The sequence below is a fragment of the Clostridium sp. M62/1 genome (genome assembly GCF_020736365.1).
GTDB classification, from domain to species: domain Bacteria; phylum Bacillota; class Clostridia; order Lachnospirales; family Lachnospiraceae; genus Otoolea; species Otoolea saccharolyticum_A.
Genome location: NZ_CP085988.1, coordinates 3,061,868 through 3,075,769, shown reverse-complemented (window position 1 = coordinate 3,075,769; position 13,902 = coordinate 3,061,868). Strand labels below are relative to the sequence as shown.

The 13,902-nt window shown below is 49.9% G+C and carries 11 protein-coding genes; 9 read left to right on the top strand and 2 right to left on the bottom strand.

Annotated elements, in window-relative coordinates; all coding sequences use genetic code 11:
* Positions 1-350: 350 nt before the first annotated feature.
* Together LK436_RS14295 and groL are read left to right on the top strand one after the other, a co-directional pair.
* The gene (locus LK436_RS14295) at positions 351-635 is read left to right on the top strand and encodes a co-chaperone GroES (protein WP_021965677.1); all 285 of its coding nucleotides are present in this window, start codon (positions 351-353) and stop codon (positions 633-635) included.
* A 123-nt stretch (positions 636-758) separates the two neighbouring features.
* The gene (gene groL / locus LK436_RS14290; RefSeq protein WP_008394864.1) at positions 759-2,381 is read left to right on the top strand and encodes a chaperonin GroEL; all 1,623 of its coding nucleotides are present in this window, start codon (positions 759-761) and stop codon (positions 2,379-2,381) included.
* Between the two features lie 329 nt (positions 2,382-2,710).
* Here the strand turns inward: groL and LK436_RS14285 are convergent, their stop codons facing one another.
* A complete protein-coding gene (locus tag LK436_RS14285; RefSeq protein ID WP_008394866.1) occupies positions 2,711-3,337 on the bottom strand; it encodes a PHP domain-containing protein in 627 nt (208 codons plus the stop codon).
* Between the two features lie 417 nt (positions 3,338-3,754).
* Here LK436_RS14285 and LK436_RS14280 point away from each other — a divergent pair, with 417 nt between their 5' ends.
* The 3 genes from LK436_RS14280 (at position 3,755) to LK436_RS14270 (ending at position 7,845) form a co-directional block, all read left to right on the top strand.
* The gene (locus tag LK436_RS14280) at positions 3,755-4,867 is read left to right on the top strand and encodes an ABC transporter substrate-binding protein (RefSeq protein WP_008394867.1); all 1,113 of its coding nucleotides are present in this window, start codon (positions 3,755-3,757) and stop codon (positions 4,865-4,867) included.
* A 259-nt stretch (positions 4,868-5,126) separates the two neighbouring features.
* On the top strand, positions 5,127-6,815 hold the full coding sequence (locus tag LK436_RS14275; RefSeq protein ID WP_147594708.1) for an ABC transporter permease: 1,689 nt from the start codon (positions 5,127-5,129) through the stop codon (positions 6,813-6,815).
* Positions 6,799-7,845 carry an ABC transporter ATP-binding protein gene (locus LK436_RS14270; RefSeq protein WP_008394869.1) on the top strand — a complete coding sequence of 349 codons (1,047 nt, stop codon included), beginning with the start codon at positions 6,799-6,801 and terminating at the stop codon, positions 7,843-7,845. The genes LK436_RS14275 and LK436_RS14270 overlap by 17 nt, the downstream gene beginning before the upstream one ends.
* On the opposite strand, the gene LK436_RS14265 is transcribed toward LK436_RS14270, so the two are convergent.
* On the bottom strand, positions 7,842-8,732 hold the full coding sequence (locus tag LK436_RS14265; RefSeq protein ID WP_008394870.1) for a LysR family transcriptional regulator: 891 nt from the start codon (positions 8,730-8,732) through the stop codon (positions 7,842-7,844). The genes LK436_RS14270 and LK436_RS14265 overlap by 4 nt on opposite strands.
* A gap of 211 nt (positions 8,733-8,943) precedes the next feature.
* On the opposite strand from LK436_RS14265, the gene LK436_RS14260 reads away from it, so the two are divergent.
* The 4 genes from LK436_RS14260 to LK436_RS14245 all read left to right on the top strand — a co-directional run bounded on the left by LK436_RS14260 (position 8,944) and on the right by LK436_RS14245 (position 13,901).
* Positions 8,944-10,527 (top strand): nitrite/sulfite reductase, encoded by a 1,584-nt coding sequence (locus LK436_RS14260; protein ID WP_008394871.1) that lies wholly within the window; start codon positions 8,944-8,946, stop codon positions 10,525-10,527.
* A 192-nt stretch (positions 10,528-10,719) separates the two neighbouring features.
* Complete coding sequence (rpsB, locus tag LK436_RS14255) at positions 10,720-11,457, top strand: 30S ribosomal protein S2 (protein ID WP_021965680.1); 738 nt, start codon at positions 10,720-10,722, stop codon at positions 11,455-11,457.
* A 126-nt stretch (positions 11,458-11,583) separates the two neighbouring features.
* Entirely contained in the window at positions 11,584-12,516 is a 933-nt protein-coding gene (gene tsf, locus LK436_RS14250) for a translation elongation factor Ts (RefSeq protein ID WP_008394873.1), read from the top strand.
* A 467-nt stretch (positions 12,517-12,983) separates the two neighbouring features.
* Entirely contained in the window at positions 12,984-13,901 is a 918-nt protein-coding gene (locus tag LK436_RS14245) for an ABC transporter permease (RefSeq protein ID WP_008394875.1), read from the top strand.
* The last annotated feature ends 1 nt before the right edge of the window (position 13,902 follow it).

Sequence of the window (13,902 nt, the reverse complement as noted above, 5' to 3'; positions counted from 1 at the left end):
GGAAGAGGCGGGGGAGAACTGGGGAGTTTTGGAAAGTTTTTGAAACTGTGGATTAAAATAAAAAGTGTTTATATATTCGGAAGTGCCTGATAATCAGCCGGATAGCGGAAGGAACTGTTTTGCTCTGAAAAGGGAAAGTATTAAATCTCTATAAATTTATCAAAAATTAGCACTCACCTATTGACAGTGCTAATAAAGCGTGGTATAACTTTTCTTGTGATTGAGAGAGGAAGATATTTACAATAGAGGATGGTTCTGAGAGGGAGCCATGAGAGTTGCAGATGACAGAGTCAAAAACAGATTATTCTGCTTATTTAAAGAAAATCACAAACAGTAAGGAGGAGTCAGTAATGAAATTAGTACCATTATTTGACAGAGTTGTTTTAAAACAGTTAGTTGCAGAGGAGACTACAAAGTCAGGCATCGTTCTTCCAGGTCAGGCAAAGGAGAAGCCGCAGCAGGCTGAGGTTATCGCAGTTGGCCCGGGCGGAGTGGTTGACGGCAAGGAAGTTACCATGCAGGTAAAGGTTGGCGATAAGGTAATCTACTCCAAGTACTCCGGAACAGAGGTTGAGGTAGAGGAAGAGAAGTATGTTGTCGTAAAGCAGAACGACATTCTGGCTGTCATCGAATAGGCAGAGAGCAGAGTGGGGCTGCTGAAAACGGCGTGAGATTCTGAAAACGCAAAACAGCATCAGATTTGAAAAACAGAGATTGAAACAAAACATAGTTTGAAATAATGTTGGAGGTTGATAACCATGGCAAAGGAAATTAAGTACGGCGTAGAAGCCAGAAAAGCACTGGAATCCGGCGTAAATCAGTTAGCAGATACAGTACGCGTGACATTAGGCCCGAAGGGAAGAAACGTAGTTCTTGACAAGTCTTTCGGAGCTCCGCTTATCACAAACGACGGCGTGACCATCGCAAAGGAGATTGAGTTAAAGGATCCATTTGAGAACATGGGAGCGCAGCTCGTAAAAGAGGTTGCCACAAAGACAAACGACGTAGCCGGCGACGGTACAACGACAGCCACTGTTTTAGCTCAGGCTATGATCAATGAGGGAATGAAGAACCTGGCAGCAGGCGCAAACCCAATCGTTTTAAGAAAGGGTATGAAGAAGGCCACAGAGGCTGCTGTGGAGGCTATCAAGAATATGTCCAAGTCCGTGAAGGGCAAGGCTGATATTGCCAGAGTAGCTGCTATCTCCTCTGCTGACGACGAGGTTGGCGAGATGGTTGCAGATGCCATGGAGAAGGTTTCCAAGGACGGTGTTATCACTATTGAGGAATCCAAGACCATGAAGACAGAGCTTGACCTGGTTGAAGGTATGCAGTTTGACCGCGGTTATGTTTCCGCTTACATGGCTACTGACATGGATAAGATGGAAGCAAACCTGGACGATCCGTATATCTTAATCACAGATAAGAAGATTTCCAACATCCAGGAAATCCTTCCTCTGTTAGAGCAGGTTGTTCAGGCCGGCGCAAAGCTCTTAATCATCGCTGAGGATATTGAGGGTGAGGCTCTCACAACTCTGATTGTCAACAAGTTAAGAGGAACCTTCACAGTAGTAGGAGTCAAGGCTCCGGGATACGGCGACAGAAGAAAAGAGATGTTAAAAGATATTGCTATCCTGACTGGCGGCCAGGTTATCTCTGAGGAGCTGGGCCTTGAGTTAAAGGAAACAACCATGGATCAGCTGGGACGCGCGAAATCCGTTAAGGTTCAGAAGGAGAACACCATCATTGTTGATGGCTGCGGAAACAAGGAGGAGATCTCTGCAAGAATCGCACAGATTAAGGCTCAGATTGAGGAGACAACATCTGAATTTGACAGAGAGAAATTACAGGAAAGACTTGCAAAGCTGTCCGGCGGCGTTGCTGTAATCCGCGTAGGCGCTGCTACAGAGACAGAGATGAAGGAAGCTAAGCTTCGCATGGAGGATGCTTTATCCGCAGCTAAGGCAGCTGTAGAGGAGGGAATCATCGCAGGAGGCGGTTCCGCATACATCCACGCTACAAAGGAAGTGGAGAAGGTTGTTGAGGCTCTGGACGGAGATGAGAGAACAGGCGGCCGCATTATCTTAAAGGCTCTGGAGGCTCCGCTGTTCCATATCGCTGCCAATGCAGGACTGGAGGGCTCCGTTATTATCAATAAGGTAAGAGAGTCTGAAGTTGGAATGGGCTTTGATGCATACAACGAGAAATACGTTGATATGGTAGAGGCAGGCATCCTGGATCCGGCAAAGGTTACAAGAAGCGCCCTTCAGAACGCCACAAGTGTTGCTTCCACACTGCTGACAACAGAGTCTGTAGTTGCTAACATCAAGGAAGAGACACCGGCTATGCCAGGCGGTGCAGGCGGCATGGGAATGATGTAAATCACCCCGCACTGAGAAATCATAAAACCATATATGATAAAATCAGTAAAATCAGATAACGGCTGATAATCAGCAAAAGAAGGGACTGTGTGCCCCGCCGGATGGCGGAGCTCACAGTCCCTTCTCTCTTTCTATTATAGGAAATTCCTCCGAATTTCCTATAATAGAAAAAGTTCTGCCGGGCGGGATGCGCACGCCGCTCAGAGGAAAAAGGCTGCTTAAGGCAGCCCCGCGGCGGCGCGAAAAAGCAGGCAAGCCTCTCATGATTGAGGGGGATGGGGAGCTGAGGCGGGCCTGCCTGCTTTTTTTGTTTGTTCTGGTTTCTGGTACTATGCGTGATCTGCCACAGTATAGCTGCCGTCCCTGTATACGGCGGGGCGGCACTGGCCTTTTTTAAAGACAGAGATAAATTCATCCAGAGTGGCCACCGGCTCAGGAAACCAGGTGGCATATACGCCTACCTTGGACGGAACATGGCAGTCGCTGGCTCCTGTACACTGGATTCCCAGTTCCCTGGCATAGGAAAACGCCTGATTGCAGGCATCAGGAAGCGTGCTTCCGTTCAGGGCCTCGATGCCGTCCAGCCCTTTTACAAGGCGAAGATTCTCCTCCAGCCCGCGGCTGTTGTTTCTGAACGGATGGGCTGCTATGCAGACTCCCCCGAAACTTTTTACATAGTTGATAAAATCCTGGGCTGAAATACGCTCCGGCGGAACCTCTGGAACCCCGAAGGCCAGAATGTCCCCCTGAAGAGAGTAAAATTCATATCCCACAAAAATAGGAAACCCCGTTTCTCTGGAGTAGCTCTCTGCGTACTCCTTAATGCCGATGTCGTCGTGATCCGTAATACAGATTCCATCTAACCCCTTTTTTCTGGCAATATCCACCATCTCTCTCAGGGAGAGGAAGCTGTCCTTTGAAAATGTCTTCTCATGCATATGCAGATCAATAAACATGCGCAATCTCCTTCTCCTTTAATGTCTGATAAAATTGTACCAACAGAAATTAAAAACAGTCAATAGAAGAAAGGGCGGAAACGGGGAAAGTCTTATAGAAAAAAACAATAAATAAGGGCACTTATAGATAATATGGAATAAAGAGGGGACAAAAGACGACGAAAGTATACAATATAGACAAACTGATACATAAAATACACATATAAAACAGAAAGATTCCATAAAGCCCAAAATAATAAAATTGAGAGCCTTTGTACACAATATTGAAAAGCAGTTGACGGAGCACTTTTTATCGTATACACTATGTGGGGCCTGAAATGGGACCGGAAGGATGGTAAAAACAGGAAAACCGTTTTCTGGTCGCCCGGGCAGAGATAAAAGTCAATTCAGGCAAATGGAAAAAGAGGAGGAAAAAGCATGAGAAAGCAGAGCATTGCGGGATTCATGGCAGCGGGAATGGCAGCGCTTATGCTGGCAGGATGCGGCACCCAGAGCACACAGGAGACGACAGCCGCTTCCGAGACAGGTGCAGAGACCAAGGCGGAGAGCGAAGCTTCAGAGGCGGAAAGCGAAGCCAGGGATGAGGCCGGCGGGACGCTGAGAGTAGTTGCCACCAGCGAGGATTATGTGACCTTATTTGACAAATTTACACAGGAAACAGGAATAGAGACAGAGCTTCTTTCCATGTCTTCCGGCGAGGTTCTCTCCAAGGTAAAGGCAGAGGGAGGAACTCCGATGGCCGATCTGTGGTTCGGAGGCGGAATCGATGCCTTCATGGGAGCCAAGGAGGACGGACTTCTCCAGCAGGTGAATTTTGACGAGGCGGCAAATCTGGCGCCTGAGTATAAGGATGCAGACAACTACTGGTTTGCCAAGGGAATTACCGTGGTGGGCTTTGTGGTGAACAATGATATTATCGAGGAGAAAGGCCTTGAAATTCCCAAGACCTGGGATGATCTTACAGATCCTTCCTACCAGGGAGAGGTTCTCATGTCCAATCCGGCTATCTCAGGAACAAACTATGCAGTAGTGAATGCGCTTCTTCAGACAAAGGGTGAAGAAGAAGGCTGGAAATACTTTGAAGAGCTGAATAAAAATATTGAATATTACTCCAAGCGCGGCTCCGATCCGGTAACCAAGACAGTGGCCGGCGAGTTCGCAATCGGAATCGCACCTATGGACAGGGCGATTGACAAGATGGAGGAGGAGCAGAATATCACAGCTGTTTATCCGGAGGATGGAATCCCATACGTTCCAGAGGGAGTGGCCGTATTTAAGAATTCTGAGGGAGCAGAGGCTGCCTGCGAGTTCATTGAGTGGTTCTATTCAGACGATGAGAATCTGAAAATGGTTGCCGATATCGACAACAAGGATACAATCAAGATGGTGAAGCCTGACATTGAGGGAATGGAGCTTACATTCGACACAGAGATGCTGATGGATGAGGATTTATCCCTGTTTGGTTCCGAGCGTGAGAACATCCTGGCAAAGTGGGATGAGCTGGCTGGGGACAAGTCTGAAAATGAATAGCCGCAGGACAGAGGGCAGCCAAAAGACGCAGAGGAGGGTATCTGATTCAGGTACCCTTTTTTGCATAACAGGAAACTTCGTTCCCTGTTATACAAAAACGCTCCGCGGGGATCGCACTGGGTTGGAGAGGAATACGGCTGCTTCGCAGCCCCGCCGCAGGCGGAGAATCCTGCGAGGCAGGATTCTTTGTCCCAGTACAGGAAACAGGTCCGGAAAGCATCTTTTTTACGGCGCTGTCGACCGGCTGATTTTCTGGGCCATGGCGGCTGCTGTCCTTCTGTTCGTTCTCTGGCCGCTTCTGTGCATTGCAGCAGAGAGCCTGTGGGCAGACGGGGGGCTCACCTTCTCAGCATACAAAAATCTGTTTCAGGAGAATGCTTCGCTGATACGGCACAGCGTATTTACCGGGACGCTGGCTGCGCTTTTCTCCACAGTTCTGGGAATTGCGGTGGCTCTGAGGATCGTGACGCTCCAGGGAAGGGTTAAGCTTGTCCTCATGGGAATCCTCCTTATGACTATGGTTTCGCCACCCTTTATCGCTTCTCTTGTGTATATCCAGCTTTTTGGAAAGAGGGGATGGATCACCTACCGGCTTCTGGGACTGATGATAAGCCCCTACAATAAATGGGGAATTATTGCAATGCAGAGCCTTCACTTTGCATCATTGAACGCCCTGTTTGCAGTTGGAATTCTGGAAAAGATCGATCACAGGATTCTGGCGGCTTCCAGAGATCTGGGGGCATCTGCGGCTGATACTATGAAGCAGATTGTATTTCCCATGCTGAAGCCTGCAGCAGGTATCTGCTTTATCCTGTCGTTTATCCGCTCCGTATCTGATTTTGGAACACCGGCCGTGATCGGAGGGCGCTATAATACGCTGGCTTCCGCCATATACCTGGAGCTGATCGGCTATGCCGATCTGGAAAAGGCCTCAGCCATGAATATGCTCCTTCTGCTTCCGGCAGTGGCGGCCTTTCTTCTCTACCGCCTTTTGATGCGGAAATCAGACCGTCTGACTGCAGCTGACAGCCAGAAAAACAGCAGAAGCGGGCTGCCCCTTCCGCTGACAGGAATTGTGGGAGCAGCAGTGCGGCTGATGTCAGCCATGTTTTTCCTTATGATGACACTGCAGTATATCTGCATTTTTCTGACAGGATTTCTCAAATCGAAAAAAGGCGTATATTATTTTTCGCTGGACAATTTTAACAGCCTCCTGTCCTACAACATGGAGAGCCTGACAAGGAGTATTCAGTATTCGCTGATTGCGGCAGTGGCGGGAACTGCCTTTGCCATCCTTTTTGCCTACTATCTGGAACGGAGAAAGGTGAGGTTCAGAGGATTTTTCGATTTCATCTCCACGATGCCGTATCTGCTGCCCGGAACCTGCTTCGGAATCGGCTACATTCTGGCGTTTAACAGCGGAATCCTCAAGATGACAGGCACTGCGGCAATCATCATTATCAATATGATATTTAAGCAGCTCCCCATGGTGACAAAGCTGACAGCCGCCTCCCTGGCACAGCTTAACAGCCGGGTGGAGGATGCCGCCAGGGATCTGGGGGCGGGACGCTTCCATGTGACGAAAGATATTGTTCTGCCAAATCTCAGGCGAACTTTTGTGACAGGTTTTATATACAATTTCTCCAGCTCCATGACGACGGTGGGAGCAGTGGTGTTTCTAATAAGCGCACGCCACAAGCTGGCAGTTTATACGCTGTTTGACGCCATCAATTCCGGTGAGTACGGGGTGGCATCTCTGATCTCATCCCTGATCATTCTGACAACTATAGCTGTCACCGGCGGTGTATCCGCCCTTCTCCTGAGGGAGGAGAGAGGAGACGGCAGCAGCGGCCGAAAAAAGCGAAAGCGGAAAAAGGGGGAAGTGAAACAGGCACCGGGTCAGGGGGAAGTTTGGAAGGAAGGTGAGAAGCATGTATCTGGAAATTGAAAATCTGAGCAAGTCATTTGACGGCAAAGAGGTGGTTTCGGGGCTGAAGCTCTCCATGAACCGCGGAGAAATCCTCTGCCTTTTGGGGGCTTCCGGCTGCGGAAAGACGACTACGCTCCGGATGCTGGGAGGATTTTTAAAGCCCGATGGCGGAAAAATTTTTCTGGACGGAGAGGATATAACGGGACTTGAGCCGGAGCGAAGGCCGGTGTCCACGGTGTTCCAGTCCTACGCGCTGTTTCCTCATATGACAGTTCTTCAGAATGTGATGTACGGGCTTAAATTTCAGGGGATGAAAAAGAAAGAGGCGGCAGAATGTGCCTACAGATACCTGGATATTGTGGGGCTCTCTGATCGGGGCAATGGGGCTGTCCAGGAGCTCTCCGGAGGCCAGCAGCAGAGAGTGGCCCTGGCCAGGGCGCTGGCCGTGAACCCGAAGGTGCTTCTGTTAGACGAGCCTTTAAGCAACCTGGATGCGAAGCTTCGAATCAGGATGAGGGACGAGCTGAAGGAGCTGCAGAAAAAGACAGGGATCACGATGATCTTTGTAACCCATGATCAGGAGGAAGCCATGGCCCTGGCAGACAGGATAGCGATTATGGACGGGGGACGCCTGGTCCAGACGGGGACTCCGTCCCAGGTTTACCGAAATCCCGCGAACCTCTTTGTCATGGAATTTCTGGGAACTGCAGATCGGATAGAACTTCCAGACGGACAGACGCTGTATGTCCGGCCGGAGGAAATTTCGATCCTGGGAAGGACGAAGCCGGGAGAAGAGGATGGGGCAGGAGGCAGAGACAGAACTCAGGGAGCTGGGACAGAGGAGAGGGACGGATGCGTGCTCTTGGGCGGAACGATTTCAAAGGCTGAGTACATGGGCTTCTACAGCCAGTATTTTGTGACTGCCGGTACGAACGAGATCATGGTCAGGGATTTCAGCCACGAGTACAGTGCAGGAGAAACAGTACGGCTGTCCGTCTGTACAAAACATGCCTTCAGAAAGGGGAGGCTGTCCCGGACAGGGGATTAAAAGGCTTCGTTTATGACCTCCAGCACCTGCTGCTCAAAAAGCCGGTTCTTCTGCCAGACTACGGAGATCTCATGCTGCATGCCGATGCTGATGGGGATTTCACGGATAGTCCCCTCTGAGAGCTCCCGGCTTACTGCGCTTTTGTACAGGAAGGTAATGCCGCAGTCGGCGGCAATCAGCTCTTTTATGGTCTGCATGTTTCCGATTTCTGCCGTATTCTTAAAATCAGAGACAGAAAAACCGTGCTCCTCCAGAATCTGTTCCAGAATCATCCGGGTACCTGAGCCGGATTCCCGCAGGAGCAGCCGTTCTCCCAAAAGCTCATCCAGGGAGGAGGGGGAGCCGATAGAAAGCCCTGCCCCGCAGACGGGGATGAAAGGCTCTCTGAGGTAGGTGTGGTAGGAGTAGGCAGCCTTTGAAAAGTTTCCCTCCAGCACAGCGAAGTCCAGAGCTCCGCTGTCGATCTGGCTGAGGAGCTCCGCAGTGTTTTTGACTGTCACGGTCAGGGAAATGTCGGGCCATCTGCGGAAAATGCGCACAAGGGGCTCAGTCAGAAGAACGCTGCCTGCTGTCAGCGTGGCTCCGATCCGGATAGGGTTCGTTCTGCCCGAAGATTCAGCCAGAGCATTCTGAAGACTGTCCTCGTTATTTTTCATAATCAGAAGAGCATTTCTGAGAAGCTCTCCCTCCTGTGTGAGGGAGAGCTTTTTCCCTTCCAGGCGGAAGGCACGTATATGGTAATAGTTTTCAATATACTGGATGTGCTGGGAAACAGCGGGCTGTGTAATGTGCAGCCTTTTTGCCGCCCGTGTGAAATTCATCTCCTGGCAGACAGCCAGAAAAGTGTGAATGCGGTTGTCCAGCATCGTTGTTCCTCCTTTTCTCATACATTGACCGTTCTCATACGGTTGCCGGTTAAAATGATTATATCAATAATAATTTATTATTGAAAGATAAATAAATATAATTTTACTTTATCTTATGAATCCTTTAGTATAGAGTAATAGAAGTATACCTGAGAGAAGTCAGAGGATGGCAGGCTGCATGTGAGCGTTTTGCCTGAAACACGGCAGCAGGGAGCAGAAAAGGAGATAAAGTATGGGAAATGAAGCGTGGAAGCAGGATTTAGCGGAGTTTAAGAAGGTAACAGAGCAGTTTTACAACAAGGAAGTGGCAGTAAAGGATTACAAAGGCTTTTCCGGCGGCTTTGGAAGCTATGCACAGAGAGGGGCTGAGGCCAGCATGCTGCGCCTTCGCCTGGCAGGCGGCCGCATGACGAAGGATCAGCTGAAATTTATCGCCGACAGCATTGAGGCGTATCAGATCGACAAGGTTCATTTGACGACCTGTCAGTCTGTTCAGCTTCACAATCTGAGCGGACAGGCTGTCTGTGAGATTATGGAGGAGGCCCTTGACCACGGGATCAACACCAGAGGAGGCGGAGGAGATTTCCCGAGAAATGTGATGGTTTCCCCGCTTTCCGGCGTGGAGGAGGGCGAGCGGTTTGACGTGCTGCCCTATGCCCTCAGGGCGGCTGACTATCTGATGGGCTTTATCAAGACAGTAAAGCTGCCGAGAAAGCTGAAAGTATGTTTCTCCAACTCGCCTAAGAACCTGTCCCATGCAACCTTCCGCGATCTGGGCTTTGCGGCCAGGGAGGACGGACTGTTTGACGTCTACAGCGCAGGAGGCCTGGGGGCAAATCCAAAGATGGGAGCTCTGGTGGCGGGCGCAGTGGAACCGGAGGATATTCTCTACTATATAAAGGCTATGGTAAAGACCTTCATGGCTTACGGAAACTATGAAAACCGCGCAAAGGCAAGGACACGCTACATGCAGGACACTCTCGGCAAAGAGGGCTACATTGAGGCCTACGGTGAAAAACTCAGAGAGGTGATGGACGAGGAGAAGGACAATCTGAAGATAAAGAAGGAGGAGCTGATTTCATTTCATCCCGAGGAGAAGGCCAGGAAGGCAGCCGCCTGCACGGAGCTGTCGGATCGGGCAAGGGAGGCTGTGAAGAGCTTTCGTGTGACAGCCCAGAAGCAGAGAGGGCTCTATGCGGTAGAATATCACCCCATTGGGGGAACACCGGAACCTTCTGTATTCAGAAAGCTCTACGAGACTGTGAAGGATATGGAGGAGGTGGAGATGCGCGTGGCGCCTGATGAGGCCATGTTCATTCTCAACCTGACGGCAGAGGAGGCCGCTGAGGTATTGGAGGTGACGCAGGACAGTGCTGCCAGCCTTTTTGAAACCTCTGTGGCATGCATCGGCGCCTCCATCTGCCAGGTGGGAGTGCGGGACTCCCAGGCCTTAATCCGCACACTGGTGGAGGAGATGAGAAAGCACAGCTTTAAGGACGGCACACTTCCGAAGATTCATATTTCCGGCTGCCCGTCTTCCTGCGGAACCCACCAGATTGGAACCATCGGCTTCCAGGGAGGCGTAAAGGTCATCGACAAGGCTGCCAATCCGGCTTTTGTGCTCCATGTAAACGGAAGCGATCGTGAGGGAGACGAGCGCTTCGGCGAAAACTGGGGCACGATGCTTGAAAAGGACATTCCGCCTTTCCTGGCAGAGGTCGGAGAGACTGTGGAAAGAACAGGAAAGAACTTTGACGAATGGCTGGCAGAAAATGCCGGGGAATTCAGAGCCATTGCCGACAGATACCTCTGCTGATGGGCTGAGCGGCGCCGACAGAGGGCGGGCACTTATTCTGTCGAAAAGTGCTTGCATAAAATTAGGCTCTGTGATATAGTATAAAAGTTGAAAAATCACGCACGGCGGATTCTCAAGGACGGTGCCTGATATCAGGTCCCAAAGGAAGCATAAGATGCCGGCGGAAGAAAAACCAAAATGGAGGAAAGAAATATGAGCGTTATTTCAATGAAGCAGTTACTGGAAGCTGGCGTACATTTCGGTCACCAGACAAGAAGATGGAACCCTAAGATGGCTCCATACATCTACACAGAGAGAAACGGAATCCACATCATCGACTTACAGAAGTCTGTAGGCAAGGTAGATGAGGCTTACAAGGCAGTTTCCGATATCGCAGCAGAGGGCGGCACAATCCTTTTCGTAGGTACAAAGAAGCAGGCTCAGGAGGCTATCAGGGTTGAGGCTGAGAGATGCGGAATGTTCTATGTAAACGAGAGATGGTTAGGCGGAATGCTGACAAACTTCAAGACCATCCAGAGCCGTATCAACCGCTTAAAAGAGATCGAGACCATGGCAGAGGACGGAACATTTGATGTTCTTCCAAAGAAGGAAGTTATCGCTCTGAAGAAGGAGTGGGAGAAGCTTGAGAAGAACCTTGGCGGTATCAAGGAGATGAAGAGAATCCCGGACGCTATCTTCGTAGTAGATCCGAAGAAGGAGAGAATCTGCGTCCAGGAGGCACACACACTGGGTATTCCGTTAATCGGCATCGTTGATACAAACTGCGATCCGGAGGAGCTTGACTATGTGATCCCAGGAAACGACGACGCTATCAGAGCCGTTAAGCTTATCGTGTCCAGAATGGCAGACGCTGTTATCGAGGCTAACCAGGGTGAGGCTGAGGCTCCTGCAGAGGGCGAGGAGTTCGCTGAGGAAGCTGCAGAGGCTTAATTCCAGATAAGAGGAAATCAAAGTCCGCGAGGCGGAGAGGGGAAACCCTTCCCGCTTTGCGGAATTTTCCGCATAGGCAGTCTGTTGTCTGTGCGGCTATAGGAAAGAACATGGAGGTATGGTAAGATGGCAGTTACAGCCGCAATGGTAAAGGAATTACGTGAAATGACAGGTGCCGGAATGATGGACTGCAAGAAGGCTCTTGCAGCTACAGACGGCGACATGGACAAGGCAGTTGAGTTCTTAAGAGAAAAGGGACTTGCCGGAGCAGCTAAGAAGGCAGGACGTATCGCAGCAGAGGGTATCGTTGCCACAAAGCTGGCAGAGGACGGAAAGACAGCCGTTGTCGTTGAGGTTAACGCAGAGACAGACTTCGTTGCAAAGAATGAGAAGTTCCAGAGCTACGTTGCAGATGTTGCCGCACAGGCACTTGCTTCTGACGCAGCAGATATGGATGCATTCATGGCTGAGAAGTGGGCAAAGGATGAGAGCCTGACAGTTGCAGAGGCGCTTTCTTCCCAGATCTCCATCATCGGCGAGAACATGAAGATCAGAAGATTCGAGAAGCTGACAGAGGCTAACGGCTTCGTTGCTTCCTATATTCATGCAGGCGGAAAGATCGGCGTTTTAGTAGACGTTGAGACAGACGTTGTAAACGATGAAATCAAGGAGATGGCTAAGAACGTAGCTATGCAGGCTGCCGCATTAAAGCCATTATATACAAACAGAGATGAAGTTGACGCAGAGTACATTGAGAAAGAGAAAGAGATCTTAACTGTAGCTGCCAAGAACGAGAAACCGGACGCAAATGACAAGATCATCAGCGGAATGGTTATGGGACGCATCAATAAGGAGTTAAAGGAAATCTGCTTATTAGATCAGGTTTATGTAAAGGCTGAGGATGGCAAGCAGTCCGTAGCTCAGTATGTTGCCCAGGTTGCCAAAGCTAACAACGCAAAGGTAACAGTTAAGAAGTTCGTTCGTTTTGAGACTGGCGAGGGTATCGAGAAGAAGGAAGAGAACTTCGCTGAGGAAGTAGCAAAACAGATGGGAATGTAATCTGGATTGAAGGGGCTGCCGCAAAATAAATAGTTTCCGCAGAAAGTGACAGATGCTTACGGGCGATTTGTCTTTCTGCGGGATGTGATATTTTGCGGCGGCTCTTTTCTTTTAGCAGAGATGTCCGCACCTGGCCTACATATGTGTTTTTTATATAACAGGAAACTTCGTCCCCTGTTATATAAAAATGTTCCGCGGGGATCGCACTGCGGCGGAGAGGAAAACGCCGCTTTCGCGACCCGCCGCAGGCGGAGAATCCTGCTTCGCAGGATTCTTTCTTATTCGGCTTTCAGATACGTTCTTTGCTGTTTTGGGCTGTCCAGGCCGCCGGGGAAACTGTCAGATTTCCCCGGCGGCCTGGACAGAGGAAACAGAGCATGCAGCGATGCGTCAGAAAGACGGTCTGAGAAAGCGGATAGACGACACATGATGGCTTTAATATGGCAGTGCGGGAAAGGAGATAAGCTATGGCAAAATACATTTTAAAGCGTATTGGTCTGGCGGTTGTTACAGCCTGGCTGGTTGCTACTCTTACATTCTTCCTGATGAACCTGGTGCCAGGCGGCCCATTTATGGCTGAAAAGGCGCTCACGCCACAGGCTCAGGCTGCAATGGAGCAGAAATACGGTTTGGATAAGCCGCTGGGAGAGCAGTATATCATCTATATGGACAAAGTTATCCATGGAGATTTGGGACCCAGCGTAAAACAGAGAGGACGTACAGTAAACACGATTATTCAGACGAAGTTCCCGGTTTCCGCAAGGATCGGCGGTCTGGCAATCCTGCTGGCTGTCTGTATCGGAGTTCCCTTAGGAAGTATTGCGGCGTTCAACAGAGGAAAGCTGATTGACAATATTATTATTCTGTTTACCACCTGCGGAATCGCCATACCCAGTTTCGTTATCTGTACGGTGCTCATGCAGATTTTAAGCAACTGGCTGGGACTGCTTCCTACCTACGGACTGACGTCCTGGAAGCACTACATCATGCCGGTCATCGCTCTGGCCCTGTATCCGTCTTCCTATATCGCAAGACTGATGCGTTCCTCCATGCTGGACGTTCTGGGACAGGACTATATGAGAACAGCCAGGGCGAAGGGCGTTTCATGGGTAGCGAGCGTATTCAAGCATGCCCTGAGAAACGCAATTCTTCCGGTTGTCACCTATCTGGGACCGCTGTTAGCCTATACAGTTACAGGAAGCTTTATTGTTGAGAAGATCTTCACCATTCCGGGACTTGGCTCTGAGTTCATCGGCGCTATCACGGGACGTGATTATCCGCTGATCATGGGTACTACCATTTTCCTGGCCGTTCTGATTATTGTGATGAACGTGATCGTGGATATTGCATACACGCTGATTGATCCGCGTATTAAACTGAAATAGG